General features: G+C 65.2%; 26 protein-coding genes. 16 read left to right on the top strand and 10 right to left on the bottom strand.

The genetic code is table 11. From position 1 onward, the window contains the following. Window positions 1-89: 89 nt before the first annotated feature. Window positions 90-2,867, bottom strand: a complete 2,778-nt coding sequence (locus tag FGS76_RS15520) for an EAL domain-containing protein (RefSeq protein WP_138773542.1) — start codon at window positions 2,865-2,867, stop codon at window positions 90-92. A 246-nt stretch (window positions 2,868-3,113) separates the two neighbouring features. On the opposite strand from FGS76_RS15520, the gene uvrD reads away from it, so the two are divergent. Together uvrD and FGS76_RS15510 are read left to right on the top strand one after the other, a co-directional pair. After that, window positions 3,114-5,270, top strand: coding sequence for a DNA helicase II (gene uvrD / locus FGS76_RS15515; protein WP_138773541.1), 2,157 nt, complete (start codon window positions 3,114-3,116; stop codon window positions 5,268-5,270). A gap of 64 nt (window positions 5,271-5,334) precedes the next feature. Continuing rightward, window positions 5,335-6,495: a TRAP transporter substrate-binding protein gene (locus FGS76_RS15510; protein ID WP_138773540.1), complete on the top strand. Its 1,161-nt coding sequence runs from the start codon at window positions 5,335-5,337 to the stop codon at window positions 6,493-6,495. 26 nt (window positions 6,496-6,521) lie between these two features. Here the strand turns inward: FGS76_RS15510 and FGS76_RS15505 are convergent, their stop codons facing one another. Genes FGS76_RS15505 through FGS76_RS15495 form a run of 3 tightly spaced genes read right to left on the bottom strand, consistent with a single transcriptional unit; the run spans window position 6,522 to window position 8,863 of the window. Beyond that, window positions 6,522-6,911, bottom strand: coding sequence for an acyl-CoA thioesterase (locus FGS76_RS15505; protein ID WP_138773539.1), 390 nt, complete (start codon window positions 6,909-6,911; stop codon window positions 6,522-6,524). A gap of 21 nt (window positions 6,912-6,932) precedes the next feature. Then, window positions 6,933-8,309 (bottom strand): TRAP transporter large permease, encoded by a 1,377-nt coding sequence (locus FGS76_RS15500; RefSeq protein WP_138773538.1) that lies wholly within the window; start codon window positions 8,307-8,309, stop codon window positions 6,933-6,935. Then, window positions 8,300-8,863, bottom strand: coding sequence for a TRAP transporter small permease subunit (locus FGS76_RS15495; RefSeq protein WP_240692564.1), 564 nt, complete (start codon window positions 8,861-8,863; stop codon window positions 8,300-8,302). Before FGS76_RS15495 ends, FGS76_RS15500 begins: the two co-directional genes overlap by 10 nt. Before the next feature lie 363 nt (window positions 8,864-9,226). Between FGS76_RS15495 and FGS76_RS15490 the strand changes: the two genes are divergently transcribed. From FGS76_RS15490 to arsB, 8 genes are all read left to right on the top strand, one after another. Next, complete coding sequence (locus tag FGS76_RS15490) at window positions 9,227-10,225, top strand: substrate-binding domain-containing protein (RefSeq protein ID WP_138773537.1); 999 nt, start codon at window positions 9,227-9,229, stop codon at window positions 10,223-10,225. A gap of 124 nt (window positions 10,226-10,349) precedes the next feature. After that, window positions 10,350-11,726 (top strand): phosphate ABC transporter permease subunit PstC, encoded by a 1,377-nt coding sequence (gene pstC, locus FGS76_RS15485; RefSeq protein ID WP_138773536.1) that lies wholly within the window; start codon window positions 10,350-10,352, stop codon window positions 11,724-11,726. After that, window positions 11,726-13,090 (top strand): phosphate ABC transporter permease PstA, encoded by a 1,365-nt coding sequence (gene pstA, locus FGS76_RS15480; protein WP_138773535.1) that lies wholly within the window; start codon window positions 11,726-11,728, stop codon window positions 13,088-13,090. Before pstC ends, pstA begins: the two co-directional genes overlap by 1 nt. A 26-nt stretch (window positions 13,091-13,116) precedes the next feature. Continuing rightward, window positions 13,117-13,917: a phosphate ABC transporter ATP-binding protein PstB gene (gene pstB / locus FGS76_RS15475; RefSeq protein WP_377899602.1), complete on the top strand. Its 801-nt coding sequence runs from the start codon at window positions 13,117-13,119 to the stop codon at window positions 13,915-13,917. A 25-nt stretch (window positions 13,918-13,942) separates the two neighbouring features. Then, complete coding sequence (gene phoU / locus FGS76_RS15470) at window positions 13,943-14,659, top strand: phosphate signaling complex protein PhoU (protein ID WP_138773533.1); 717 nt, start codon at window positions 13,943-13,945, stop codon at window positions 14,657-14,659. Window positions 14,660-14,776: 117 nt separating this feature from the next. After that, window positions 14,777-15,118 carry an ArsR/SmtB family transcription factor gene (locus FGS76_RS15465; RefSeq protein ID WP_138773532.1) on the top strand — a complete coding sequence of 114 codons (342 nt, stop codon included), beginning with the start codon at window positions 14,777-14,779 and terminating at the stop codon, window positions 15,116-15,118. Between the two features lie 31 nt (window positions 15,119-15,149). After that, window positions 15,150-15,644, top strand: coding sequence for an arsenate reductase ArsC (locus FGS76_RS15460; RefSeq protein WP_138773531.1), 495 nt, complete (start codon window positions 15,150-15,152; stop codon window positions 15,642-15,644). Beyond that, window positions 15,644-16,663, top strand: a complete 1,020-nt coding sequence (gene arsB, locus FGS76_RS15455; RefSeq protein WP_138773530.1) for an ACR3 family arsenite efflux transporter — start codon at window positions 15,644-15,646, stop codon at window positions 16,661-16,663. The genes FGS76_RS15460 and arsB overlap by 1 nt, the downstream gene beginning before the upstream one ends. Window positions 16,664-16,755: 92 nt before the next feature. Here arsB and FGS76_RS15450 read toward each other — a convergent pair whose 3' ends face one another. Beyond that, window positions 16,756-17,292: a YaeQ family protein gene (locus tag FGS76_RS15450; RefSeq protein WP_138773529.1), complete on the bottom strand. Its 537-nt coding sequence runs from the start codon at window positions 17,290-17,292 to the stop codon at window positions 16,756-16,758. 19 nt (window positions 17,293-17,311) lie between these two features. Continuing rightward, on the bottom strand, window positions 17,312-17,860 hold the full coding sequence (locus FGS76_RS15445) for a TMEM165/GDT1 family protein (RefSeq protein ID WP_138773528.1): 549 nt from the start codon (window positions 17,858-17,860) through the stop codon (window positions 17,312-17,314). 314 nt (window positions 17,861-18,174) lie between these two features. On the opposite strand from FGS76_RS15445, the gene FGS76_RS15440 reads away from it, so the two are divergent. Continuing rightward, window positions 18,175-18,795, top strand: a complete 621-nt coding sequence (locus FGS76_RS15440; protein ID WP_240692563.1) for a TetR/AcrR family transcriptional regulator — start codon at window positions 18,175-18,177, stop codon at window positions 18,793-18,795. Between the two features lie 21 nt (window positions 18,796-18,816). Then, entirely contained in the window at window positions 18,817-19,023 is a 207-nt protein-coding gene (locus FGS76_RS15435; protein WP_138773527.1) for a SlyX family protein, read from the top strand. A gap of 48 nt (window positions 19,024-19,071) precedes the next feature. Here FGS76_RS15435 and phoR read toward each other — a convergent pair whose 3' ends face one another. The 4 genes from phoR to FGS76_RS15415 form a co-directional block, all read right to left on the bottom strand. Next, a complete protein-coding gene (gene phoR, locus FGS76_RS15430; RefSeq protein ID WP_240692562.1) occupies window positions 19,072-20,403 on the bottom strand; it encodes a phosphate regulon sensor histidine kinase PhoR in 1,332 nt (443 codons plus the stop codon). A gap of 194 nt (window positions 20,404-20,597) precedes the next feature. After that, complete coding sequence (phoB, locus tag FGS76_RS15425) at window positions 20,598-21,302, bottom strand: phosphate regulon transcriptional regulator PhoB (RefSeq protein ID WP_138773526.1); 705 nt, start codon at window positions 21,300-21,302, stop codon at window positions 20,598-20,600. Window positions 21,303-21,385: 83 nt separating this feature from the next. Next, the gene (ubiA, locus tag FGS76_RS15420; protein WP_138773525.1) at window positions 21,386-22,267 is read right to left on the bottom strand and encodes a 4-hydroxybenzoate octaprenyltransferase; all 882 of its coding nucleotides are present in this window, start codon (window positions 22,265-22,267) and stop codon (window positions 21,386-21,388) included. Window positions 22,268-22,270: 3 nt separating this feature from the next. Continuing rightward, window positions 22,271-22,789 (bottom strand): chorismate--pyruvate lyase family protein, encoded by a 519-nt coding sequence (locus tag FGS76_RS15415; protein ID WP_138773524.1) that lies wholly within the window; start codon window positions 22,787-22,789, stop codon window positions 22,271-22,273. Between the two features lie 227 nt (window positions 22,790-23,016). On the opposite strand from FGS76_RS15415, the gene rd reads away from it, so the two are divergent. From rd to FGS76_RS15395, 4 genes are all read left to right on the top strand, one after another. Then, the gene (gene rd, locus FGS76_RS15410; RefSeq protein WP_138773523.1) at window positions 23,017-23,181 is read left to right on the top strand and encodes a rubredoxin; all 165 of its coding nucleotides are present in this window, start codon (window positions 23,017-23,019) and stop codon (window positions 23,179-23,181) included. A 55-nt stretch (window positions 23,182-23,236) separates the two neighbouring features. Then, entirely contained in the window at window positions 23,237-24,388 is a 1,152-nt protein-coding gene (locus FGS76_RS15405) for an FAD-dependent oxidoreductase (protein ID WP_138773522.1), read from the top strand. 22 nt (window positions 24,389-24,410) lie between these two features. Next, window positions 24,411-24,782, top strand: coding sequence for a hypothetical protein (locus tag FGS76_RS15400; RefSeq protein ID WP_138773521.1), 372 nt, complete (start codon window positions 24,411-24,413; stop codon window positions 24,780-24,782). A gap of 93 nt (window positions 24,783-24,875) precedes the next feature. Continuing rightward, entirely contained in the window at window positions 24,876-25,490 is a 615-nt protein-coding gene (locus tag FGS76_RS15395) for a hypothetical protein (RefSeq protein ID WP_138773520.1), read from the top strand. The last annotated feature ends 62 nt before the right edge of the window (window positions 25,491-25,552 follow it).

Below are 25,552 nucleotides of genomic sequence, written 5' to 3'. Positions count from 1 at the left end.
GTTGAAAGTTAAAAGGGGTGGGACTGGCCGGGCCGCTCGGTGAGCCCCGGCCGCCTGTTTTCCCTTTCAACTTTTAACTTGTAACTGCTTCACGCCGGCCCATCCCCGGCCCGGTGATGCTGCCGCTTGAGCAAGGCGAGCAGTTGGTCCTCGGCCACCGGGCGGCTGATCAGATAGCCCTGGATGCTGTCGCAATCCATGTCGCGCAGAATCTCCAGGTGCTGCTCGGTTTCCACCCCTTCCGCCACCACGCTCATGTTCAGGTTGTGGGCCATGTCGATGATGGCCCGGGTGATGGCGGCGTCTTCCTCGCTCTTGTGCAGATCGGTGATGAAAGTGCGGTCGATCTTGAGGGTGTCCACCGGGAAGCGCTTGAGATAGTTCAGCGACGAGTAGCCGGTACCAAAGTCGTCCAGTGACAGGCCCACGCCCCGTTCCCGCAGCCGCTCCAGCAGGGCGATGTTCTGATCCATGTCTTCCATGATCAGGCTTTCGGTGAGTTCCAGTTCCAGCAGATGGGCGGGCAGTTCGGTGAGGTGCAGAATGCGGTCCACCACATCCGCCAGATTGCCCTTGCGGAACTGGTGGGCGGACAGGTTCACCGACACCCGGATATCCCCCAGCCCGCGCCGGTGCCACTGGCGGGCCTGCCGGCAGGAGCGCTCCAGCACCAGCTCGCCGATGGCGGAAATCAGACCGGACTCCTCCGCCAGCGGAATAAATTCCGACGGCGGCAGCAGCCCCATGGTGGGGTGCTGCCAGCGCACCAGCGCCTCCACCGAGGAAATGGTGTCGCTGGCCAGGTCCATCTTCGGCTGGTAGTGCACCACGAATTCGTTCTTGAAAATCGCCTTGCGCAGGCTGGTTTCCAGGGCCAACTGCTCCACCGAGGCCATTTGCATGCCCATGCGGTAGAACTGGAAGTTGTTGCCGCCGCCACGCTTGGCCTGATGCACCGCCATTTCCGCCTGGTTGATCATGGCCTGGGCTTCCTGGGCGGTGCTGGGGAACACGCTGATGCCGATGCTGGCGCCGAGCAGCAGCTCGTGGCCGTCGATCAGGAACGGCTTCTTCATCATGTTGATCAGCTTCTGACAGAGCACGCCGATGTGCGACTCGCCGCCGCAGTCCTCCAGCACCAGGGTGAATTCGTCGCCGCCCACCCGGGCCAGGTTCTCGTCGTTGACCCCACAGGAGCAGATCCGCTCGGCGGCCTGCTTGAGCAGGCGGTCACCGATCTCATGGCCAAGGCTGTCGTTGATCGGCTTGAAGCGGTCCAGGTCGATCATCAGCAGGGCGGCTTTTTCCCGGTTCAGCCGCGCCAGGGTCAGGGCGCGCTGCAGGCGCTCACGGAACAGGGTGCGGTTGGGCAGGCCGGTGAGCCGGTCGTAGTTGGAAAGAAACTGTACCCGCTCCTCGGTTTCCTTGCGGGAGGTCAGGTCCGAGAGCATGCCCACGTAGCGGATCACCCGCTGCTTCTCGTCCAGCACGCTGCTGATCTGCAGCCACTCGGGGAAGGGCTCGCCGTTGCGGCGCCGTTCACTGATCTCGCCTTCCCAGAAGCCGGTGCGGCGCAGCGCCAGAGTAATGCTGCGGTAGATGTCCCGGTTGCGCTCCACATGGGGGTTGTCGGTCATGCTCTCGCCGAGCACTTCCGACTCGCGGAAGCCGGTGATCTGCTCGAAGCGGGCGTTCACCGCCAGGAAGCGGAAATGGCGGTCGAGAATGAAGATGCCCTCCGGGGCGTTCTCGAACACGGTGGCCGCCAGGCGCTGCTGTTCCTGGGCCTCGCGGGTGGCGGTGATGTCCCGGCGGGTGCCGATCATGCGCAGGGCGCGGCCGTTTTCGCTCCACTCCACCACGCGGCCCTCGTCCTCGATCCAGCACCAGGGCCCGTTGGCGTGGCGCAACCGGTAGATGGCGTGGTAGCGGTCGGTCTCGCCCTTGAAGTGGCCGACCATGGCGCGGCGGATGGCGGGGAAGTCGTCCGGGTGCACCAACTGCTGCAGGTCGCCGAAGAAATTGCGGAAATACTCGCTTTCGTAGCCCAGGATGCGGTCGAAGTTGGTGTGATAGTTGGTGCCGCTCTGCAGATCCCAGTCCCACAGGCCGATATTGCTGGCGTCCAGGGCCAGCTGCAGCCGCTCGCCGGTGGCGCTCAGTTCCTTGTTGGCCTGTTCCAGGGCATGGGTGCGGTCGCTGACCATGGATTCCAGCCGGTCGTTGGCCTCCTGGAGGCGGCGGCGGGCCTCCTTGCGCTCCATGATCTCCTCGGCCAGCTTCTCATTGAGCGCCTCGGCATTGGCCCGGGCCCGGTCCAGATAGTCGATCAGGGCGGTGTTGCTGGTCTGCAGGTCCAGGGCCTGGTGGGTGGTCTGATTGATGCGCCGGGCGGCGACCACCAGGAAGCCGAGCACCGCCAGCAGCATGGCCGCCAGCGCCGGCTCATTATGGCCGTTCAGGGTCAGCTGCACGCCCGCCGGACCCAGCAGGCAGGCCTGATAGAGCACCACGGTGGGCAGATGGCTGCTGTAGGCGGCCAGCGCCAGGATGCTCAGGCCGGTGCCCAGGCTGGCCATGGTCAGCTGGGCGTACAGCATGGAACCGGAGAGCAGGCTGTCCACCGGGTTGAACAGGAAGCCGGCGGCGCCGATGCACACCGCCGACAGCAGAATCGACAGGGACACCCGCAACAGATCGCGCCGCCCGCCGGCCTGGGCGCTGCGTTTGCCGAGCAGCCAGATCAGGCGCGCCACCAGCACGGTGAACACCACCAGGGTCCAACCCACCAGCCACGGGCGGGGGGTCGGGGTGCTCCAATACGCCCACAGCGCGGCGATCACCGCCAGCGCTTCCAGCACATTCATGCTCTTCACCCCACTGGTGAGGTGCTGGCATTGTGCACGGATGACCGCCGTCTGCTGCTTGCTGGTATGTGGCTCGGATGAAGTCGACACAGATTCGTTCCAGGCTCTGGGCCTCGGGCGCCGTGGCGAGGATCGCCCGGCTTTTTGTTTGGCAGTTTACCCAGCCCCGGTGAATAGGGAAACCGGATAGCGTATTCCCTTCACTTCTACCGCTTCCGGGCGGTGGTTCTGATAAACTTTGCCGCCATGGATGATGTGACCCCCCTGATCGAAGGCCTCAATGCCGCCCAACGCGATGCCGTGACCGCCGAGGACCGCCACCTGCTGGTGCTGGCCGGCGCCGGCTCCGGTAAAACCCGCGTGCTGGTGCACCGTATCGCCTGGCGGATCGCCACCGGCCAGGCCTCGCCGTTTGGCGTGCTGGCGGTGACCTTCACCAACAAAGCCGCCGCCGAGATGCGCGGCCGTATCGAGCAGTTGCTGGAGATGCCCGCCGGCGGTATGTGGGTCGGCACCTTCCACAATATCGCCCATCGGCTGCTGCGTGCACACTGGCCAGAGGCCGGGTTGCCCCAGAATTTCGAAATTATCGACGCCGAGGACCAGCAGCGGCTGGTGCGGCGGGTGATCCGGGAGCTGGGGCTGGATGAGCAGCGCTGGCCGGCCCGGCAGGCCACCTGGTTCATCAACGGCCAGAAGGATGAGGGCCTGCGCGCCGCCCATATGGATATCGGCGAGGGCGATCTGTTCCTGAAGACCATGCAGAAGATCTACCAGACCTATGAGGCCGCCTGCGAGCGCGGCGGGCTGGTGGATTTCAACGAGATGCTGCTGCGGGTTCTCGAGCTTTTCCGCGACAATGACGACCTGCGCGGCCATTATCAGCGACGTTTCCGTCATGTTCTGGTGGATGAGTTCCAGGACACCAACGCCATTCAGTACGCCTGGCTGCGGCTGCTGGCCAGCGACGACAACGCGGTCACCATCGTGGGCGACGACGACCAGTCCATCTATGGCTGGCGCGGCGCCAAGATCGAGAACATTCACAAATTCAGCCGCGACTTCCCGGACACCCGCACCGTGCGTCTGGAGCAGAACTACCGCTCCACCGGCACCATCCTGCGGGCCGCCAACGCGGTGATCGGCAACAACAGCGACCGCCTCGGCAAGGAACTGTGGACCGAAGGCGGCGATGGCGACCCGATCCGGCTGTACGCCGGCTTCAACGAGGTGGACGAAGCGCGCTTTATCGCCGGCAAGGTGGAGAACCTGGTGCAGCAGGGTGGCCTGCGCCGCGAGGTGGCGGTGCTTTACCGTTCCAACGCCCAGTCCCGGGTGCTGGAGGAGGCCTTCCTGCAGGCCGGCATTCCCTACCGGATCTACGGCGGCCAGCGCTTCTTCGAGCGCGCCGAGATCAAGAACGCCCTGTCCTACCTGCGCCTGCTCAGCAACCGGCGGGCGGATTCCGCCTTCGAGCGGGTGGTGAATACCCCCACCCGGGGGATCGGTGCCAAGACCCTGGAAGCCCTGCGCCAGATCGCCCGGGAGCGCGACCTGCCGCTGTGGGACGCGGCGGCGGCGATGATCAACGAGCGCCTGCTGAGCGCCCGCGCCGGTAACGCGCTGCTGGCGTTCCTGCAACTGGTGGACCGGCTGGCGGAGGAAACCGCCGACCTGGATCTGGCGGAAACCACCGAACATGTGATCGCCGCCACCGGCCTGCTGGAGTTCCACGGCCAGGAAAAAGGCGAGAAGGGCCAGCAGCGTCAGGAAAACCTGCGTGAGCTGATCTCCGCCACCCGCCAGTTCGGTGACGAGGACGGCGAGGACGACCCGCTGGCCGCCTTCCTGGACCACGCCGCCCTGGAATCCGGCGAAGGCCAGGCCGACGCCCACGAGGACGCGGTGCAGATGATGACGCTGCACTCCGCCAAGGGCCTGGAGTTCCCGGTGGTGTTCATCACCGGCCTGGAAGAGGGCCTGTTCCCCCATCAGATGTCCTCCGAGGAGCCCGGCCGGCTGGCCGAGGAGCGGCGCCTCTGTTACGTGGGCGTGACCCGGGCCATGCGCGAGCTGTACCTGACCCATGCGGAGAGCCGGCGGCTCTACGGCAACGAGACCTTCAACCCGCCGAGCCGCTTCCTGCGTGAGATCCCCGGCGAGCTGCTGGAGGAAGTGCGGGTGCGCGCCAGCGTCACCCGCCCGGTGGGCGGGCGCTCGACGCTGCGCCAGGAAGACGCCAATGGTATCGTGCTGGGGGCGCGGGTAATGCATCCCAAGTTCGGCGAGGGGACGGTGCTGCATTTCGAGGGCCAGGGGCCCAACGCCCGCCTGCAGATCAACTTCGACGGTGCCGGCACCAAATGGCTGGTGAGTCAGTACGCTCGCCTGGAAGTGATCTGACCAAACACCGCGATAAAACGACCACCAGTCAATCGCACAACAACAATACGATCGGGAGATACCAATGGATCGTCGTAAATTCGTTTCCGCCCTGGGTCTGGGGCTGGGCGCCGCCGCGCTGGCCGGCTGTGGCCAGGATGACAAGAACAGCGCCAAATCCGCCGAGGCCGCCGCTGGCGCCCAGCCGGACAGCGCCGCCAAAAAACCGGCGAAAACCCTGGAATGGAAGCTGGTCACCGCCTGGCCGAAGAACTACCCGGGCCTGGGCACCGGCGCCAACCGCTTCGCCGAGCGGGTCACCGCCATGTCCGGCGGCCGCCTGACCGTGAAGGTCTACGGTGCCGGTGAACTGGTGCCGGCCATGGGCGTGTTCGACGCGGTGCGCGAGGGCAGCGCCGACATGGGCCACTCCGCTTCCTATTACTGGAAGGGCAAGCACCCGGCCACCCCGTTCTTCACCGCGGTGCCGTTCGGCCTCACCGCCCAGGAGATCAACAGCTGGATGAACTTCGGCGGCGGCCAGGAACTGTGGGACGAGCTGTACGGCGGCTTCGGCATCAAACCGCTGCCCTGCGGCAACAGCGGCACCCAGATGGGTGGCTGGTTCCGTAAGGAAATCAACAGCCTGGACGACATCAAGGGCCTCAAGATCCGCGCCCCGGGCCTGGCCGGCGAGATCATGCAGCGGATCGGCGCCACCCCGGTGCAGATGCCCGGCGGCGAGGTGTTCACCTCCATGCAGACCGGCGCCCTGGACGCCGCCGACTGGGTGGGTCCCTACAACGACCTGGCCTTCGGCCTGCACAAGGTGGCTGACTACTATTACTACCCGGGCTGGGCGGAGCCGGGCGCCATGCTTGAGCTGATGATCAACAAGGACAAGTGGGACGCCCTGCCGGACGACCTCCAGGCGATCGTGAAGAGCGCCGCCGAGGCGGAAAACCAGCACATCTATGACGAGTTCACCGCGCGCAACGCGGAAGCCCTCAAGCAACTGGTGGACGAGCACGGTACCAAGCTGCGCCGGTTCCCGGACGAGGTGCTGATCAAGCTGCACGAAACCAGCGAGCTGGTGATTCAGGATTTGGTGTCCGGCAACGACCAGGCCCGGCGGATCTATGAATCCTACCGGGACTTCCGCGATTCCGTGGTGCCCTACGTGGCGGTGGCCGAGCAGTCCGCGCTCAACGTCCGCTCCATGGTGTTGGGCCAGAAAACGTCCTGATGGTCAGGCGCCCTACGGGCGCCTTTTCAGTCCCTCGGCACCGACCGGGTGCGGCCGTTCTGGTCGATGGCCACGAAGGTGAAGTGCCCCTCGGTGACCTTGGCAAGCGCGCCGCTGTCCTCCACGATCCAAACCTCCACCAGAATCTGCATGGAACTGCGGCCGATATCCTGCATGCGGGTGTAGCAGCTGACCACGGCGCCCACCGGCACCGGGCGCAGGAACGCCATGGAATCGATGGCCACGGTGGCCACCCGGCCGTGGGCCCGGGCCCGGGCGGTGACGGCGCCGGCCAGGTCCATCTGCGAAACCAGCCAGCCACCAAAGATGTCGCCGTTCCAGTTGGCGTTTTCCGGCATGGCGATGGTTTGCAGTGCCAGGGTGCCCTGCGGTCGAGGAGTGTCGTCGTTGGTCATGTTATTAGAATCCGAGAATCCTTATCCATTAAGTAGCCCGGGCAACCAGGTGGCCAGGTCGGGAAACAGGGCCAGGATGCCGAGCATGATCAGTTGAATCACGATAAAGGGTATCACGCCTGTGTAGATGTGCGCCGTACGCACTTCCGGGGGTGCGACGCCGCGTAAATAAAACAGCGCGAACCCGAATGGCGGGGTCAGGAACGAGGTTTGCAGGTTGAGGGCGATCATCACCCCCAGCCAGATCGGGTCCACGCCCATGGCCAGCAACACCGGGCCGACGATGGGGACCACCACGAAGGTGATCTCCATGAAATCGAGAATAAAGCCCAGCAGAAACACGATCAGCATCACCGCCAGCATGGCGCCGACCACGCCGCCGGGCAGGGCGTCGAACAGGTGCGCCACGGTCTCGTCGCCGCCATAGGCGCGGAACACCAGCGAGAACAGGCTGGCGCCGATCAGGATCATGAACACCATGGCGGTGACGCGGGTGGTGCTGCGCACCGTTTCCCGCAGGATGTGCCGATCCAGCTGGCGGTTGATGGCGGCCAGCAGCAGCGAGCCGAAGGCGCCCACTCCGGCGGCCTCGGTGGGGGTAGCGAAGCCGGCCAGAATCGAGCCCATCACCGCCGCGATCAGCAGCAGCGGGGCCAGCAGGCCGCGCAGCAGGGAGGTGTCCTCCACGCCGTCGACGCGGGCGTCCTCCTGGCGCATGGCCGGCGCCATCTCCGGGCGCAGCTTGGCCAGCACCAGCACGTAGATCAGGTACATGGCCACCAGCACCAGGCCCGGCACCAGGGCGCCGATAAACAGATCGCCCACCGACACCGTGTCCAGGGACCAGCGCCCCTGGGCCAGCTGGGCCTCCTGATAGGCGGTGGAAAGCACATCGCCGAGCAACACCAGGGCGATGGAGGGCGGGATGATCTGGCCCAGGGTGCCGGTGGCGCAGATCAGGCCGGTGGCCAGCCTCGGGTCATAGCCGTGGCGCAGCATGGTGGGCAGGGACAGCAGCCCCATGGTCACCACGGTGGCGCCGACGATGCCGGTGCTGGCGGCCAGCAGCGCCCCCACCAGCACGATGGCCAGGCCCAGCCCGCCGGGGAACACCGCCAGCAGCCGGCCCATGCTGGCCAGCAGGCGCTCCGCCACCCGCGATTTCTCCAGCATCACCCCCATGAACACGAACATGGGCACCGCCATCAGGCTGGTGTTCTCGATGATGCCGAACAGGCGGCCGGGCAGGAAGGTCAGCTCGGACATCTCCACGGCGCCGGTGAGCAGGCCACCCAGGCCGAACATCAGCGCCACGCCGCCCAGGCAGAAAGCCACCGGGTAGCCGCTCAGCAGCACCGCGCCCACCGCCAGGAACATCAGCAGGGGGATCAGTTCCATGCGTCCCCCTCATCGTGCTGCGCCGGCTCCGGCACCCGGGTGCCGGCCAGGGTCAGGCCGGCCTGGATCAGTTCCGCCACCGCCTGCAGGGTGAGCAGGGCCGGCAGCGCCAGCAGCAGGCTCTTGAGCACGAACACCAGCGGCAGCCCGCCGTTGTCGGAGACTTCCAGGCCGGCCCAGCTGTTCAGCACATAGCGGAAGCAGAGCGTGAAGATGGCGATGCTCAGCGGCAGCAGCAGCAACAGGGTGCCGAGCAGGTTGACCAGCGCCTTCCGGCGGGGGCTGAAATGCTGGTAGAAGACATCCACCCGCACGTGTTCATCCAGGGCCAGGGTGTAGGCGGCGCCCAGCATGAACAGGGCCCCATGCAGATAGGTAATGCTCTCCTGCAGGGCGATATTGCCGATGCCGAAGCCGTAGCGCAGCACCACCACCAGCACCATCAGCAGCACCATGGCGATGGCGAACCAGGCGCAGCAGTGCCCCACTCCGCAGGTAAAAGCGGTGAGCCGCCGCTGCCAGCGCATCAGCGCCTGTTGTTGTCGTGAAATCAAATTTGCCTCGCCGGAACCCGGGTCCGGCGCGAATTATACGGATGATGGGGCTTCAGGTCAGCAAACACGGGGCCTGCGCGGCATTTTTGTATCACTTTCGCCGGCCGCTGGCCGCCGCCGCAGCGGATTTGTCATCTTAGTGTCATTTGACGGTTCCATACTGCTCCGCGACTGGAAAACCGGGCGGCGCCCCAGTGCGAACCGTGTCACAGTTTGGCCGTGTCACATTGTTGCAATGGAGCTTGCCCACAATCGACCTCCCCTGGCCCGGGCATCGTCGGGGGAACCGGATCAGCGAGCCCGGGCAAGGGCGGCATCGAAGGCGATGTCGCTCCATTCGCAGATGCAGACGAGGATTCAACAATGCGTTTCAAGAAAGCTCTTGGTTTGGCCTTCGCCGCCGTTTCCATGACCGCCGCAGCGGCGCCGGCCATGGCCCGCGACACCATTCAGATCGCCGGTTCTTCCACCGTGCTGCCCTACGCCAGCATCGTGGCCGAGCAGTTCGGCAATGCCTTCCCGTTCAATACCCCGGTGGTGGGTTCCGGCGGTTCCAGCGGTGGCCTGCGTCAGTTCTGCCAGGGCGTCGGTGAAAACACCATCGACATCGCCAACGCTTCCCGCCCGATCAAGTCCAGCGAGATCGAGAGCTGCGCCAACGCCGGCGTCAAGCAAATCCTGGAAGTGCGCTTCGGCTACGACGGCATCGTGTTCGCCTCCAACGCCAACAAGGGCAGCTTCAAACTGAAGCCGGAATACGTGTACAAAGCGATCGCCGCCGAAGTACCGAAAGACGGCAAAATGGTGGCCAACCCCTACACCAACTGGTCACAGATCGATAAGTCCCTGCCGAACCAGGAAATCATGCTGGTGATCCCGGCTTCCAACCACGGTACCCGCGAAGTGTTCGAGGAGAAGGTGGTTGAAGAAGGCTGCACCGCCAAGAACGAGGAAGATTGCCTGAAGTTCCGCCAGGACGGCCGCGTGGTCGAAATCTCCGGCGACTACACCGAAACCCTGGCCCGTCTGCAGGCACAGGCCGACGCGGTGGGCGTATTTGGTCTGGGCTTCTACGAGCAGAACCGTGACCGCCTGAAAGTGGCCACCATCAACGGCGTTACCCCGACCCTGGAAACCATCGGTTCCGGTGAGTACCCGGTATCCCGCCCGCTGTTCTTCTACGTGAAAGGCGAGCACATCGGCGCCATCCCGGGCATCGAAGAGTACGTGCAGTACTTCCTGAGCGAAGACGTATCCGGCTTCGGCAGCCAGCTCGAGGAAACCGGTCTGATCCCGCTGAACGACCAGGAGCGTGAGCAGGCCATCGCTGATTTCAAAGACCGCAAGGTCGTCAGCAAGTAAGATAGGCAGCCATGCCAAACGGCCCCCGTCGGTACAGTCTCCGCGGGGGTCGTCGCATTAAAAAGACGGTGGAACCGGGGCAATCACCGGGACAACTACCGGGACAAGGGCAACTGGAGTCACGATGGACAACATGACGCTGATCGTTCTGCTCCTGATCCTGATGGGCGTGGCCTATCAACTGGGTCTGACACGGAGCCGCGCGGTTGCCAGTACCACCTCCGGACGCATGAACTCGCGGCCCGGGTATTACGGCTGGCTGGTGGCGCTGTGGTGTGGTTTGCCGGCGTTGCTGGTGTTCGTGCTGTGGACGCTGCTGGAACCGTCGGTAATCCGCTCGGTGGTGTTCTCGCAACTGCCGCCGGAAATGGCCAATCTGCCGTCCCAACAGGCCGGCAATCTGATGCGGCGTCTCGGCGATATCGCCAGTGGCTACGGTGTGTCCGGTGACCCGGCGCCCTACGAAGTGGCGGCGGCGGAAACCCTGGCCCGGCTGCGCGGCATTGGCGAGCTGGCCAAGATCGCGGTGATGGCGTCCCTGGCGCTGGCCGGGTTGTTCATCGCCCGTGGTCGCATCCGTCCGCAACTGCGGGCGCGCACCCACGTGGAGAAAGTCATCAACGCCGGTCTGCTGCTGTGTTCCGGCGTGGCCATCCTCACCACCGTGGGTATCGTGTTCTCCATGTTCGGCGAGGCGATGCGATTCTTCTCGTTCGTACACCCGCTGGACTTCTTCTTCGGCACCACCTGGAACCCGCGCTTCAGCAGCACCGGGCACGGCAACTATGGCGACTTTGGTCTGCTGCCACTGCTCTGGGGCACGTTGATGATCAGCATCATCGCGCTGCTGGTGGCGGTGCCGGTGGGGTTGATGACCGCCATCTACATGTCGGAGTACGCGCCTTCCTGGCTGCGTTCCTTCGCCAAGCCGGTGATCGAAGTGCTCGCCGGCATCCCCACCATCGTCTACGGCGTGTTCGCGTTGATGGTGGTGGGCCCGTTTTTTTCGAGTCTGGGCGACATGGTCGGTATCCAGATTCGTTCCACCAGCGCCCTCACCGCCGGTTTCGTGATGGGCGTGATGATCATCCCGTTCGTGTCGTCGCTGTCCGATGACATTATTTCCCAGGTGCCGCAGTCCCTGCGCGACGGCTCCCTGGGCATGGGCGCCACCAAGTCGGAGACCATCCGCCAGGTGGTGTTGCCGGCGGCGCTGCCGGGCATCGTCGGTGCCTTCCTGCTGGCCGCCAGCCGCGCCATCGGCGAAACCATGATCGTGGTGCTGGCCGCCGGCAACAGCCCGATCCTGCACGCCAATCCGTTCGAGGCGGTCTCCACGGTGACGGTGACCATCGTTAACCAGCTCACCGGCGACACCGACTTCGCCAGCCCGCAGTCCCTGGTGGCGTTCGCGCTGGGTCTGACCCTGTTCGTGATCACCCTGGGCCTGAACGTGGTGGCCTTGTACATCGTCCGTAAATACCGGGAGCAATACGACTGATGGCCAACAGTACGATGGACTCCACTGTCGACCCGCGTGCCCGCATTCAACGCCAGGTGGAAAACAGCCTGCGCCGCCGCCACGCCCGGGAAAAGCGCTTCCGCCGCTTCGGCCTGACCGCGGTGATGCTGGGGCTGGCGTTCGTGGCGGTGCTGTTCGTGAGCATTTTCTCCCGCGGCCTGCCGGCGTTCTGGCAGTCCACGCTGACCCTGGACGTGCGCTTCGACCCGGCGGTGCTGGACATGGGCCCGCCGCCGCAAGCGCAGCCGGAAGAGTCGCCCAGGGACTTTGAGCAGCGCCTCAATGCCTGGAATTTCAAGCTCACCATGGCCAACTGGAACACCATTCTTGAGGATGCACTGATCTCCGCCAAGCCGGACCTGGAAGAGCACCGCCGGCAGCTGCGCAAGCTGTTCACCAGCGGCGCCAAATACCGGCTGCGGGATATGGTGGCGGAGGACCCGTCCTTGATTGGCCAGACCCGCCGGGTGAAGCTGCTCGCCGACGCCGAGGTGGATGTGTGGGTGCGCGGCAATATTGATCGCAGCCTGCCGGACGCGCGCCTGCAGTTGAGTCCGGAGGTGCGCCGTATCGCCGACCAGCTGCACGACGACGGCATCCTTAATGTCAGCTTCAGCACCACCCTGTTCACCAATTCCGACTCGCGCAGTTCGCCGGCGTCCGCCGGTCTTGCCGGCGCCTTCATGGGCTCACTGTTCATGATGCTGGTGGTGATTCTGCTGGCGGTGCCGGTGGGCGTGGCCAGCGCCGTTTATCTGGAGGAGTTCGCGCCCAAGAATCGGCTGGTGGATTTGATCGAGGTAAACATCAATAACCTGGCGGCGGTGCCGTCCATCGTGTTCGGTTTGCTGGGCGCGTCGATCTTTATCAACTGGTTCCGGCTGCCGCTGTCCGCGCCGCTGGTGGGCGGGCTGGTGCTCAGCCTGATGACCCTGCCCACGGTGATCATCACGACCCGCTCCGCGCTCAAGGCGGTGCCGCCCTCGATCCGTCAGGCGGCGCTGGCGCTGGGTGCCTCGCGGGTGCAGACGGTGTTCCAGCAGGTGCTGCCGCTGGCGATTCCCGGCATTCTCACCGGCGCCATTATCGGCGTCGCCCAGGCACTGGGTGAAACGGCGCCGCTGCTGTTGATCGGCATGAACGCTTTCGTGGCCAACATCCCGAGCACGCCGTTTGAACAATCCACGGCTCTGCCGGTCCAGATCTATCTCTGGCAGGGCAACGAGATGCGCAACTTCTTCGAAGCGCGCACCTCGGCGGCGATCATCGTGCTGCTGTTGATGATGATCAGCCTTAACGCTTTCGCCATTTGGCTGCGCAAGAAATTCGAGAGAAGGTGGTGACAATGAAGATGGTCGATCCGGAAGTGATGGTGCAACGCAAGGACGACCGGCAACAGTCGCCGGCGCCGGAAACGGTCAAGATCAGTGCCAGGGACGTCAAGATTTATTACGGCGAAACCCAGGCGATCAAGGGCATTGATCTGGACATCATGGAGAACGAGGTGATCTCGTTCATCGGGCCGTCCGGGTGTGGCAAGTCCACCTTTCTGCGCGCGCTCAACCGTATGAACGACACCATCGAAGGGTGCCGCCTGGAAGGTAGCGTGACCCTGGACGGCGAGGACATTTACGATCCGTCCCTGGATGTGGTGTTGCTGCGCGCCAAGGTGGGCATGGTGTTCCAGAAACCCAACCCGTTCCCCAAGTCGATCTACGACAACATCGCCTATGGCCCGCGCCTGCACGGTCTGGCGAAGCGCAAATACGATCTCGACGAAGTGGTCGAGACCAGCCTGCGCAAGGCCGGCCTTTGGGACGAGGTGAAGGACCGTCTCGACAAGCCGGGCACCGGTTTGTCCGGTGGCCAGCAACAGCGCCTGTGTATCGCCCGGGCCATTGCCGTGAGCCCGGAGGTGATTCTCATGGATGAGCCCTGCTCGGCGCTGGACCCCATCGCCACCGCCAAGATCGAGGAATTGATCGACGAGCTCACCGAGTCCTATACCATCGTCATCGTCACTCACTCCATGCAGCAGGCGGCGAGGGTGTCCCACCGCACCGCCTATTTCCATCTGGGCGAGCTGATCGAGGTGAACGACACCGAGACCGTTTTCACCAAACCGGAAAACGAACTCACCGAAGCCTACATTACCGGCCGCTTCGGCTAAGGCCAGGGTCCAAGGAGAACACAACATGGATCGCATGCATTTTGGTCAGCACAGCTCCACGCAGTTCAACGAAGCGCTGGAGTCGATTCGCAATCACCTCATGGAAATGGGCGGCCTGGTGGAAAAACAGGTGGTCGATGCCCTGGAGGCCCTGCTGCACGCCGACTCCGGTCTCGCCGAGAAGGTGCTGCAAACCGAGGAGCGCGTCGACAAGCAGGAAATTCAGATCGACGAGGAGTGCGCCCGGGTGCTGGCGCTGCGCCACCCGGCGGCCTCCGACCTGCGCCTGATCATCGCCGTTTCCAAGGCGGTGTCCGACCTGGAACGGATCGGTGACGAGTCCGCCAAGATCGCCGCCATGGCCCTGCAACTGGCCGAGGAAGGGGAGTCGCCGCGGGGCTATGTGGAGGTGCGCCATATCGGCAACCATGTGCGCAATATGCTGCGCGACACCCTGGACGCCTTCGCCCGCTTCGACGCCGACAAGGCGGTGGAAGTGGCCGCCGAGGACACCGAGGTGGACATGGAATACCGCTCCGCCATGCGTGCCCTGGTGACCTTTATGATGGAAGACCCGCGGGCCATTTCCCGGGTGCTCAACATCATCTGGTCCCTGCGCGCCCTGGAGCGCATCGGCGACCACGCCCGCAACATCGGCGAGCAGGTGATCTTCCTGGTCAAGGGCCGGGACGTGCGGCACATCTCCATCGATGAGATGGAGAAAGAGGTGAAGAAACCCTGACCGGCCGCCGCTGCCTGCCATAAAAGATTCATCGGCCCGGCCTTGTGCCGGGTCTCTTTTGATTTAATATATCCGTTAATCCGGATATACGAATATTTCACAGGACACGGGACACCCATGCACGCCATCCACACCGCCCCCGCCCGGCTCACCGCCGCGGAACTCTGCAAATGCCTGGGCGAGGAGCTGCGCCTGAGCCTGCTCTGCCTGATGGCCGTGGACCGGGAGGTGTGTGTCTGTGATCTGGTGGCGGCCCTGGAGGCCCCCCAGTCGACCATCTCCCGGCACCTGGCCCTGCTGCGCCAGTGCGGGCTGGTGGTGGCCCGCCGCCAGGGCACCTGGATGCACTACCGGATCGATGATTCGTTGCCTGAGTGGGCACTCACTATCGTTGAGGAGCTGGTCAGGCAAGGGCGTCAGGACCTGGACCTGAAACCCTTGTCCGGCCGCTGCTGCTGAACCGCCGCGCCCCGCCACGGAGGACACCATCATGAAAACGCCACTGAAACTGCTGTTTCTCTGCACCGCCAATTCCTGCCGCTCGATTCTCGGCGAGGCCCTGGCCAACCACCTGGGCGCGGGCCGGCTGCAGGCCCGCAGCGCCGGCAGCCACCCCTCCGGCCAGGTCAATGCCAACGCGCTGGCGGTGCTGGAACGCCACGGCGTGCCGGTGGGGCAACCCACCTCCAAATCCATGGACGACCTGGAAGACCAAGGGTTCGACGTGGTGATCACGGTGTGCGACGCCGCCGCCGGCGAAGCCTGCCCGGTGTGGCTGTCGGAATCCGCCAAGGTGCACTGGGGCATCCCGGACCCGGCCGCCGCGCGGGGCGATGAGGCGCACATCCAGGCGGTGTTCGAGGACACCTACGCGCGGCTGCGGTCGCGCCTGGAGCAGGTGGTGGCGCTGGATCTGGAATCCCTCAACGCGCTCGGCCTGACCGCGGCGCTGCAGAAGATCCACCGCGACCAGGGCGACCGCTGATGCCATTCTTCGAGCGCTTTCTGAGTGTCTGGGTGGGGCTGGCCATCATTGCCGGCGTTGCCCTGGGCCTGGCCCTGCCGGGGCTGTTCCAGGCGGTGGCCGGCTTCCAGGTGGCGCGGGTGAACCTGGCGGTGGCGGTGTTCATCTGGGTGATGATCTACCCGATGATGATCCAGATCGACTTCGCCGCCATGAAGCGGGTGGGCGACAAGCCCAAGGGCCTGCTGCTGACCCTGGTGGTGAACTGGCTGATCAAGCCGTTCACCATGGCGGCGCTGGGCTGGTTGTTCTTCAAGGTGCTGTTCGCCGGCCTGGTGGACCCGCAAACCGCCGGTGAGTACATCGCCGGCATGATCCTGCTGGGCGTGGCGCCCTGCACCGCCATGGTGTTCGTGTGGAGCCATCTCACCAAGGGCGACGCCAACTACACCCTGGTGCAGGTGTCGGTGAACGACGTGATCATGGTGTTCGCCTTCGCCCCCCTGGCCGCGTTGCTGCTGGGGGTCAGCGACATCACCGTGCCCTGGGACACCCTGGTGCTGTCCACGGTGCTGTACGTGTTGCTGCCGCTGGTGGCCGGGGTGCTCACCCGCCGCTGGCTGAGCGGCCGTGGCGGCGAACCGGCGGTGGACGCTTTCGTGCACAGGCTCAAACCGATAAGCATCCTGGGCCTGCTGGCCACCGTGGTGCTGCTGTTCGGCTTCCAGGCGGAGACCATCCTGGCCAAGCCCCTGGCCATCGTGCTGATCGCCATTCCGCTGCTGATCCAGACCTACGGCATCTTCCTGATCGCCTTCGTCGCCGCCCGCTGGCTGCGCCTGCCCCACAACGTGGCCGGCCCGGCCTGCCTGATCGGCACCTCCAACTTCTTCGAGCTGGCGGTGGCGGTGGCGATCAGCCTGTTCGGCCTGTCTTCCGGCGCGGCTCTGGCCACGGTGGTGGGGGTGTTGGTGGAGGTGCCGGTGATGCTGTCGTTGGTGGCCATCGTCAACCGCACCCGGGACTGGTTCGAACCGTAGGAGCCCCGTAGGAGCGGCTTTAGCCGCGATAATCCCGTCTCGTTACTGCATTATCGCGGCTGAAGCCGCTCCTACAAAAAGGGGGCGGGCTTTCAGGAAAAGGCGTCCAGGACCACCGCCACATTGTCGCTGTCGTCACCGAACCACAGCTGGCCGTCCTGAATCAGGGCGTTGAGCCGCATCTGCCGCTGGGCCAGGGCGGCCAGGGCCCGCTCGGTGTCCTGGGGCACCCGCCATACGGTCAAATTGCTGAAGCGCTGCAGCTTGTCGCCGAGACCGGCCCGCCAGGCTTCCGGTCCCTGGCGCCCATAGCAATACACGGTCACCGAGCGGGCCAGGCCGCAGGCCTTGCGCAGCCGCTTCTCGTCCGGCTGCCCCAGCTCGATCCACTCCTCCACGGTGCCGTCGGGATGATGGCGCCACAGATCCGGCTCGTCGGTGCTGGACAGCCCCCGGGTAAAGGTCAGCGCCTCATCCGCATGGCGGGCGAACGCCATCAGCCGCAGCATCATGCGCGCCTCGGTTTCGGAGGGATGCAACGCCACCGTCAGGTTGTGGGTGGCGTAGTAGTCCCGATCCATGTCCGAGACGGTCAGTTCCGCTTTGTGGATGGTGGCGGTCAGCGCCATAGGGACTCCTTGCGAAGGTTCAGATCAATGCCCACACGCCGAAGGCGATGAACAAGGCGGCGCTGATGCGGTGGGCCCACACCTCGAAACGCTCGCTGGCGAGACGATGGGCCACCCAGATCACCGGCAGGTTGGCGGCGATCATACCCGTGGTGGTGCCCAGAAGCACCGGCCAGAACTCCTGGAAACGCACCGCCAGGGCCACCGTGGCGACCTGGGTCTTGTCGCCGATCTCGGCGATGAAGAACAGCACCAGGCTGGTCAGGAAGGGGCCGAAGCGGTACTTGTCGCCGACCTCTTCGTCCTTGTCCGGAATCAGCATCCACAGGCCCAGGGCGATAAAGCTCAGGCCCAGAATCCAGTGCAGCCAGTTGGCCGGGATGGCGTCGGCCAGCCAGTCCCCGAACCAGACGCTGATGCCATGGTTGACCAGGGTGGCGACGATCACGCCGGCCAGAATCGGCCAGGGCTTGCGATAGCGCATCACCAGGGCCAGGGACAACAACTGGGTCTTATCGCCGATTTCGCCCAGGGCAACCAGCAGGGTGGAAGAGAGAAAAGCGTCCAATGGAGTTCCTTAGGGGGGCGGGATCGACCAATAACCAGAGACATCGCCCGTCGATCCCGCCCCCGCGGAATACGGACAATGCCTCAGGTCTCGTCGATACCGCGGCGCGAAAGGCTTCGCGTGCGGGACACGGCCGCCATGCGCATTGAGGCGCAAATATGTTGACGACCGTCAGGGCGGGGTGGCCCGGCGACTACTCCCCCAAGACGGCGCTAACCTTAGCGGCGGCAGGGTTTTAAATCAAGCATGCCCGGGCTGGGCCCGCGCCGGCGGGATGTGTAGGCTGTGAACATACAACGAAAGGAAGAGACACCGTGCCCGCATCACGCAAAAGCCCACCCCGCCCCTACCACCACGGAGACCTGCGCCCGGCGCTGGTGGAAGAGGGCCTGGCGTTGCTGGCGGAAAAAGGCGGCGATGGCTTCAGCCTGCGCGAGCTGGCGCGCCGGGTGGGCGTCACCGCCAATGCCAGTTACCGGCATTTCGCCAACAAGGAAGCGCTGATGCTGGCCCTGGCCGCGGAGGGCTTTCGGCGCCTGCGTGCCACCCAGGAGGCGGCGGAGGCGGCGGCGGACAGCCCTGGCCGGAAGCTGGTTGCCGGCGGGCTCGGTTATCTGCGTTTCGCCCATGCCAACCCGGCTCTGTTCCGGTTGATGTTCGGCGCCCGGGCCGCCGCCCGGCGCGGCGGTGACAACGATGACCCGGAGCTCGCCGACGCCTCCTTCGCCGCCTTTGAGACCCTGCGGCAGGCGGTGGCCCGGGTGGTCGACGCCGACCAGGCCACGGTGAGCCGGACCGCCCTGCGCGCCTGGGCCATGGTGCACGGTTTCAGCCAGTTGCTGCTGGACGGCCAGCTCGACCATCTTGGCGCCGATCCCTTGGCCGAAGCGGAGGTGGCACTTACCGACGCCATTCGGGCCGCGGGCCCGGTATAATCCCGGCGCGGAGGAACCCCCATGAGCGAAGACCGTTTTCTAGAGATCGAAACCAAACTGGCCTACCAGGAGGACCTGGTGGCCAGCCTCAACCGTATCGTCAGCGATCAGCAGCGCAAGCTGGACGAGCTGGAGACCGCCTGCCGCAAGCTGGTGGACCGGGTGGTGGAGCAGGGCGAGGAGCTGGCCGCCCTGCGCATTCAGGACGCCCCGCCGCCGCACTACTGATCCTGGTGGTGGCACCTTATCGCGGCTGAAGCCGCTCCTACAACGCACTCAACCGTTGGTGAGAGCGGCGGGTTTGACGACCAACCGCGCCGGCGGGAAGTGGCAGGTGAAGGTGCTGCCCTTGCCCAGGGCGCTCTGGATTTCCAGCTTGCCGTCATGGCGCAACATCACGTGCTTGACGATGGCCAGGCCCAGGCCGGTGCCGCCGGTCTGGGTGACGCGGCTGTTGTCCGGGCGATAGAACCGCTCGGTGAGGCGGGGAATATGCTGGGGATCGATGCCGATGCCGTCGTCGGTCACCGACAGATGGCCACCCTTGTCGTCACTCCACCACTCGATATGAATGTGGCCTTCCGCCGGCGTGTACTTCACCGCGTTGGTGATCAGATTGCCGAACGCGCTCTCCAGCTCCGCCGGGTTGGCCAGCAGCCGGGCGTCCTCCGGCACGGTCAGGGTGATCCGGTGGTGTTTCTCCGGCATCAGCGCCAGCGCGCTCTCGCGCATGCGGTGCAACATGCCGTGCACCGCCACCGCCTGGCTGGTGTTGTCCGCCTTGGTGTTCTCCAGCCGTGCCAGCAGCAGCAGGTCGTTGACCAGCGCCTCCATGCGATGGCTTTGCAGGCTCATCTGCTGCAGCGCCCGCCGCAACCGGGTCTGCTCGTCGGGCACCGTGTCCTGCAGGGTTTCCAGATAGCCCTTGAGCACGGTCAGCGGCGTCTTCAGCTCGTGGCTCACGTTGGCCACGAAATCCTTCCGCATTTGCTCCAGATGATGCAGCCGGGTCATGTCCCGGGCCAGGATCAACTGATCGCCCTCACCGAACTCGGTAATCCGAAACTGCAGCACGCGGCTGTCGTTCACCGGCGACGGAATCTCCAGCGGCTCGTTGAAACGCCCCTGGTTCAGATAGTCGGTAAAGCGCGGATGGCGGATAAGGTTGGTGAGCGGCTGGCCCAGGTCCTTGTCCGGACGCAGACCCAGATGCTGCGCGGCGGAGTGATTCCAGTACTCCAGATGACCATGGCGGTCGATCATCACCACCACGTCTTCCAGTGCATTCACCGACTCCTGGGCCCGCTGAATGATGGCCTGAAGATTGTCCTGGGCCCGGCGCTCCTGGCGAAACAAATGCTCCAACCGGGTATAGAACTCGCCCCACAGCCCCACGCTGTCCGGCGGATCGGTGTGCTCCTCGCGCACCAACCAGGCGTACAACGCGAACAACTGCCGCGTGCTCCAGATGATGTACAACGCCAGCACCGCCACCAAAGGCAAAATGCTGTGCCACAGCAGACACAAGGCCAACCCGCCCGCCACCAGAATCAGAATCCGGTTCACTTCCTTGGCCAGACTGGCCTGCATGCCGGAGGGATGCTTCATGGAAAACGTCTCAAAATACTTAACCGCACACTAACCCCAAACCAGCAAGGCGTCATCACGCGAGATGCGAAGCGGGAAGAGCAGGCCCGGTCCCGGACCGTAGCTGGCCAGGGATGGCCAGCTCGAGCCTACAAGGATGTACTCGCGGCGTGTCCGGGACCGGGCCTGCTCTTTCCGCGCCCCCCAATCTGGAATCAGGACGCCTGGCTGGTCTTCACCGAGAACCGATATCCAGTCCCCCGCACCGTCTGAATAAACCCATCGAACCCATGCGGCGCCAACGCCTTGCGCAACCGCCGGATATGCACATCAATGGTGCGATCCTCCACGTACACGTTGGCCCCCCACACCTGATCCAGCAACTGGGTGCGGGAATAGGCCCGCTCCTGGTGGCTCATGAAAAACTCCAGCAGCCGGTACTCGGTGGGCCCCATGTCCACCGGCTCGCCATGGGCGCTGATCCGGTGGCTCACCGGGTCCAGACACAGCCCTTCCACATCGATGGCCTTCTCCGCCGCCACCACCGAGGAACGGCGCAGCACCGCCTTGATCCGTGAAATCAGCTCGCGGGTGGAAAACGGCTTGGTGATGTAATCGTCGGCGCCCACGTCCAGGCCCTGGATCTTGTTGTCTTCCTCGCTCTTGGCGGTGAGCATGATGATCGGCACCTCGGCGGTGGCGTCCTCGCGCTTGAGGCGCCGCGCCAGCTCGATACCGCTCACCGACGGCAGCATCCAGTCCAGCAGTACCAGGTCGGGGCGTTCATCGACGATGCGTTCGTGGGCGCGCTGGGCGTTCTCGGCCTCGAGCACATCGAAATCGGCCAATTCCAGGGCCACTGCCACCATCTCGCGGATGGCCGGTTCATCGTCGACGATCAGAATGCGGTTGCGGGACATAATGTGATTCTCTGGTTTTGCCCGTTGAAGTGCCCCTATTAGATTGCCTTTTTATGACATCATGATGACAAATTTACACCCTGTCAGGTGTTGATCAGGTAATGGAAATAGAGGCCGGCGAACACACAGCCACCGGCCCAGTGGTTGCTGAGAAACGCCTGAAAGCAGGGCCACGGCTGGCGGTAGCGGATGCGCCACTGCTGGTGCAGGAAGCCCGCCGCCATGCCCGCCAGGCCCAGGTACCAGGGCCAGCTCAGCCCCAGCCGCTGGCCCACCAGCCACAGCGCCACCAGGGTCAGCCCCTGCAGCACGCCCACCATCAGCCGGTCCAGGTCGCCGAACAGGATGGCGGTGCTCTTCACGCCGATCTTGAGGTCGTCCTCCCGGTCGCACATGGCGTACTCGGTGTCGTAGCCCACCGTCCACAGCAGGTTGGTGATGAACAGCAACCAGGCGATCTCGGGCACGGCGCCGGTCTCCGCCGCGAACGCCATGGGAATGGCCCAGCTGAAGGCGGCACCGAGAAACATTTGTGGCAGATAGGTGAAGCGCTTGGTGAAGGGGTAGAGCATGGCCAGGCCGAGCCCGCCGAACGACAGCAGCAGGGTAAAGCGATTCAGGAACAGCACCAGCACGAAGGCCAGCAGGCCCAGGCCGCAGAACAGCAGCAGCGCCTGCTTGGCGCTCAGGGCGCCGGTGGCCAGCGGCCGCTCCCGGGTGCGGGATACATGGCCGTCGAAGTCGCGGTCGGCGAAATCGTTGATCACGCAGCCGGCGGCGCGCATCACATAGACGCCGAGCACGAAAATCACGATGTGCTTGAGGCTGGGGGTGCCGTCCCCGGCGATCCACAGGGCCCACAGGGTGGGCCACATCAGCAGCATGCTGCCGATCGGGCGGTCCAGCCGCATCAGCTGCACCCACGGCCACAGCGAGGGCCAGCGGTGCTCCACGAAGGCGAGCATAGGTCAGTCCCTTATCAGTTCCCACAGCGCGGGCAGGAAATGCTCGGCCACCAGCAGCGGCCGGCCGCGCTTCACGAACCGGGATTGTCGCCCCCAGCAGGGCCCCTGGCCAGAGGGGCTGAGCCCGAAGCGCACCCACACCTGTTCGCGGCGCGCCAGCGGCCGGCGGTACAGCCCGCTGCCCAGTGAGCGGCTGCCCATATGGCCGAGGCTGCGGTTGCCGTTGGCCAGGGTGGCCAGCGGCAGCACGCTGCGGGCTTCCACCACCGGCTGGTCCCGGACATACAGGGTGACTTCCCGGATCAGTGCGTGGCGACGGCCGATGCGGCCCAGCTGGGCCTGTTCGTCCAGGGTCGGGCGCTCGAAGGCGCGCAGGCCCGGCTCCACTCGGAACCGGCCGTGGCGGCGCAGCCGCGCGGTCAGGGAGCCGGGATCGGCCAGCCAATCGCGGATCAGAGGGGGCAGAACAAGGCGTTCCTGGGCGCGCCAGCGGGTATCGGCGCGCAGGGCGGTATCGGGCATGGTGTTCGCTCAATCGCGGCGGGCGCGGGGACTATGGCCCAGGATGACCGTTCGATCAAGGGTCGGCACGAACCGTGCTTACCCCGGAAGGCCGGCGCGGCATGGCCGCCCGGCAAAGTTGCCATTATCCACTGTCATTGATTTTTACGGCGGCCGTGGCTACGTTAGCGGGCCCCTGGAACGGCCCCCAACGGCGGGCCCGGCTTCCGACGAAACGAGGTTTAAGCATGAAAAAATGGGAATGCGTGGTTTGCGGCTTCATCTACGATGAAGAAGAAGGCCTGCCCGAGGAAGGCATCGAGCCCGGTACCAAATGGGAAGACGTCCCGGAAGACTGGGTATGCCCGGACTGCGGCGTGGGCAAGGAAGACTTCGAGATGATCGAGATCTGAACCGCCCGCGACCCGTTCCGCCGCGTTCGCCATTCACCGCAACCCAGGACCCGCCATGAACCCCATCGTCGTTATCGGATCCGGCCTGGCCGGTTTCAACACGGTCAAGGAATTCCGCAAGCTGGATAAGGAGACGCCGGTGGTGGTGCTCACCGCCGACGACGGGCGCAATTACTCCAAGCCCATGCTCTCCACCGGCTTCACCAAGGAAAAAAGCGCCGACGACCTGGCCATGGCCAGCCCGGAGCAGGTGGCCGAGCAGTTCAACGTCACCGTGCGCACCGGCGTCCATGTGGCTGGCATCGACACCGACCGGCGGCGCGTGCTGCTGCCGGACGATCACCTGGACTACAGCGCCCTGGTGCTGGCCCTGGGCGCCGACACCTGGACCCCGCCCCTGGACGGCGACGCCGTGGGTGAAGTGTTCTCGGTCAACGACCTGATGGACTACGGCCGTTTCCGCCAGGCCCTGGAGGGCAACAAGAGCGTCACCATTCTTGGTGGCGGCCTGATCGGCTGTGAGTTCGCCAACGACCTGTCCAACGGCGGCTTCCAGGTGAGCCTGGTGGAACCGCTGGGCCGCTGCCTGCCCATGCTGCTGCCCGAGGCGGCCTCCGCCGCCGTGGGCCGGGGCCTGGAAAGCCTGGGCGTGACGTTCCACTTCGGCCCCCTGGCCAAGGCCGTGCACCACAACCGGAACGGCCAGGGCCTGGTCACCGAGCTGTCCGACGGCACCCATCTGGAGTCCGACGTGGTGCTGTCCGCCATCGGCCTGCGCCCGCGTATCGACCTGGCCAAGGACGCCGGGCTGCGCACCAACCGGGGCATCCTCACCGACCGTACCCTGCGCACCAGTGCCCCGGACGTATACGCCCTGGGCGATTGCGCCGAGGTGGAAGGCCATGTGCTGCCCTATGTGCTGCCGTTGATGGCCGGTGCCCGGGCGCTGGCCAAGACCCTGGCCGGGGAAGCCACCCCGGTGAGCTACGGCGTCATGCCGGTGACCATCAAGACCCCGGCCTGCCCGGTGGTGGTGTGCCCGCCGCCGGAAGAACTGGAAGGCGAATGGGACGTCCAGGCCGACGGCAACGACGTGCAGGCCCTGTTCCGTGATCAAGAAGGCGCCCTGCGCGGCTACGCCCTCACCGGTGAAGCGGTTAAGGAAAAGCTCAAACTCAACAAGGAACTGCCCGCGCTGATGCCTTGATGGCGGCCGGTTGGGAGACCCGATGAAATTCCGTTTGATCCTGCTGGTACTGGGCTGGCGGCTGGCCTGGCTGGCGCGCCGCCACCCGGGCTTTCGCCAACAGCTTGAGCACCGGGACGTGGTGATGCAGTGGCGCACCTTCGACGGTCGCGCGGCGCGCTGGTATCACTTCCGGCCCGGGCACGTGAACAGCAAACACGGCCTGCACCCGAACCCGTCGGTGACCCTTAACTTCAAGGACGCGGACTACGCGTTCCGCACCCTCAAGGCCTCCGGCAAGAACCAGATGGCGTTCATGGAAGGCATGCAGGCCGGCCATATCAAGGTGGAAGGTGACCCGGGCCATTTGATGTGGTTCATGACGCTGATGAAATTCATCGCCGGCAAGGCCTGAAACGTCGGTCTGTTGATCCGTGCCGGTTGCGTCGCCGGCCGGGCCGGTTAGGATGGGGCTGAATTATTCCCTCGCCAACCGAAAGGATGCCCCATGACCGTGCCACGCCGCACCGTTTCGATGCTTTTTCCCCTGTTGATGGTCCTGGCTCTGGCCGGCTGCGCCACGCCCAGCGAAGTGGTATCCGGCTGGAACGCGCCGAGCGCCGAGCGGCCGCGCTTCCAGAACCTGTTCGTGATCGCCCTGATCAATGACGAAGAAGACCGGGTGGCGGTGGAGGATGCTCTGGGCAAGGCCCTGGAAGGCCGCGTCGGCCAGGTCCATCTGGCCCACCGGGAACTGGCCGCCGCCGCCAATGGCGACGACCTGCGCCAACGGGTGGAAAAGGCGGTGGACCGCACCGGCGCGGACGGCGTGCTGGTGGTGTCCTTCCTGAAAGCCGAGGTCCGCGCCGACTACGTGCCGCCGCGCCTGCAAGGCTTCGGCCCGTCCCTGGGCGCCGACTACGACACCGTTTACTCCCCCGGCTATTACCAGGAAAGCCTGGACTACTACATGCAAAGCACGCTCTACCAGGTGGGCCGGGACAGCCCGGTATGGCAGGCCCAATCCCGGGTCATCAACCCCACCAGCCTGGACAGCGGCGTGCGCGGCTTCGCCGGCGACCTGGCCAAACGTCTGCAGGAAGACGGCGCCTTGCGCCGCTAACCCTGACCCCATCGCGGCTGAAGCCGCTCCTACCGCCCCCGTAGGAGCGGCTTCAGCCGCGA

The organism is Alloalcanivorax gelatiniphagus (genome assembly GCF_005938655.1).
GTDB classification, from domain to species: domain Bacteria; phylum Pseudomonadota; class Gammaproteobacteria; order Pseudomonadales; family Alcanivoracaceae; genus Alloalcanivorax; species Alloalcanivorax gelatiniphagus.
Note: the sequence above shows the minus strand (reverse complement) of the source record. Positions and strands in the feature narration are given on the sequence as shown.

Bases quoted from the DNA above. Each gene is read 5' to 3' on its own strand.
- FGS76_RS15415 (WP_138773524.1), bottom strand. From the start codon at position 22,789: ATGCCCGATACCGCCCTGCGCGCCGATACCCGCTGGCGCGCCCAGGAA.
- uvrD (WP_138773541.1), top strand. From the start codon at position 3,114: ATGGATGATGTGACCCCCCTGATCGAAGGCCTCAATGCCGCCCAACGC.
- pstB (WP_377899602.1), top strand. From the start codon at position 13,117: ATGGTGCAACGCAAGGACGACCGGCAACAGTCGCCGGCGCCGGAAACG.
- phoB (WP_138773526.1), bottom strand. From the start codon at position 21,302: ATGTCCCGCAACCGCATTCTGATCGTCGACGATGAACCGGCCATCCGC.
- pstA (WP_138773535.1), top strand. From the start codon at position 11,726: ATGGCCAACAGTACGATGGACTCCACTGTCGACCCGCGTGCCCGCATT.
- FGS76_RS15400 (WP_138773521.1), top strand. From the start codon at position 24,411: ATGAAATTCCGTTTGATCCTGCTGGTACTGGGCTGGCGGCTGGCCTGG.
- FGS76_RS15460 (WP_138773531.1), top strand. From the start codon at position 15,150: ATGAAAACGCCACTGAAACTGCTGTTTCTCTGCACCGCCAATTCCTGC.
- FGS76_RS15405 (WP_138773522.1), top strand. From the start codon at position 23,237: ATGAACCCCATCGTCGTTATCGGATCCGGCCTGGCCGGTTTCAACACG.
- arsB (WP_138773530.1), top strand. From the start codon at position 15,644: ATGCCATTCTTCGAGCGCTTTCTGAGTGTCTGGGTGGGGCTGGCCATC.
- phoR (WP_240692562.1), bottom strand. From the start codon at position 20,403: ATGAAGCATCCCTCCGGCATGCAGGCCAGTCTGGCCAAGGAAGTGAAC.
- FGS76_RS15490 (WP_138773537.1), top strand. From the start codon at position 9,227: ATGCGTTTCAAGAAAGCTCTTGGTTTGGCCTTCGCCGCCGTTTCCATG.
- FGS76_RS15435 (WP_138773527.1), top strand. From the start codon at position 18,817: ATGAGCGAAGACCGTTTTCTAGAGATCGAAACCAAACTGGCCTACCAG.
- FGS76_RS15500 (WP_138773538.1), bottom strand. From the start codon at position 8,309: ATGGAACTGATCCCCCTGCTGATGTTCCTGGCGGTGGGCGCGGTGCTG.
- FGS76_RS15465 (WP_138773532.1), top strand. From the start codon at position 14,777: ATGCACGCCATCCACACCGCCCCCGCCCGGCTCACCGCCGCGGAACTC.
- FGS76_RS15520 (WP_138773542.1), bottom strand. From the start codon at position 2,867: ATGAATGTGCTGGAAGCGCTGGCGGTGATCGCCGCGCTGTGGGCGTAT.
- phoU (WP_138773533.1), top strand. From the start codon at position 13,943: ATGGATCGCATGCATTTTGGTCAGCACAGCTCCACGCAGTTCAACGAA.
- pstC (WP_138773536.1), top strand. From the start codon at position 10,350: ATGGACAACATGACGCTGATCGTTCTGCTCCTGATCCTGATGGGCGTG.
- FGS76_RS15510 (WP_138773540.1), top strand. From the start codon at position 5,335: ATGGATCGTCGTAAATTCGTTTCCGCCCTGGGTCTGGGGCTGGGCGCC.
- rd (WP_138773523.1), top strand. From the start codon at position 23,017: ATGAAAAAATGGGAATGCGTGGTTTGCGGCTTCATCTACGATGAAGAA.
- FGS76_RS15395 (WP_138773520.1), top strand. From the start codon at position 24,876: ATGACCGTGCCACGCCGCACCGTTTCGATGCTTTTTCCCCTGTTGATG.
- ubiA (WP_138773525.1), bottom strand. From the start codon at position 22,267: ATGCTCGCCTTCGTGGAGCACCGCTGGCCCTCGCTGTGGCCGTGGGTG.
- FGS76_RS15505 (WP_138773539.1), bottom strand. From the start codon at position 6,911: ATGACCAACGACGACACTCCTCGACCGCAGGGCACCCTGGCACTGCAA.
- FGS76_RS15450 (WP_138773529.1), bottom strand. From the start codon at position 17,292: ATGGCGCTGACCGCCACCATCCACAAAGCGGAACTGACCGTCTCGGAC.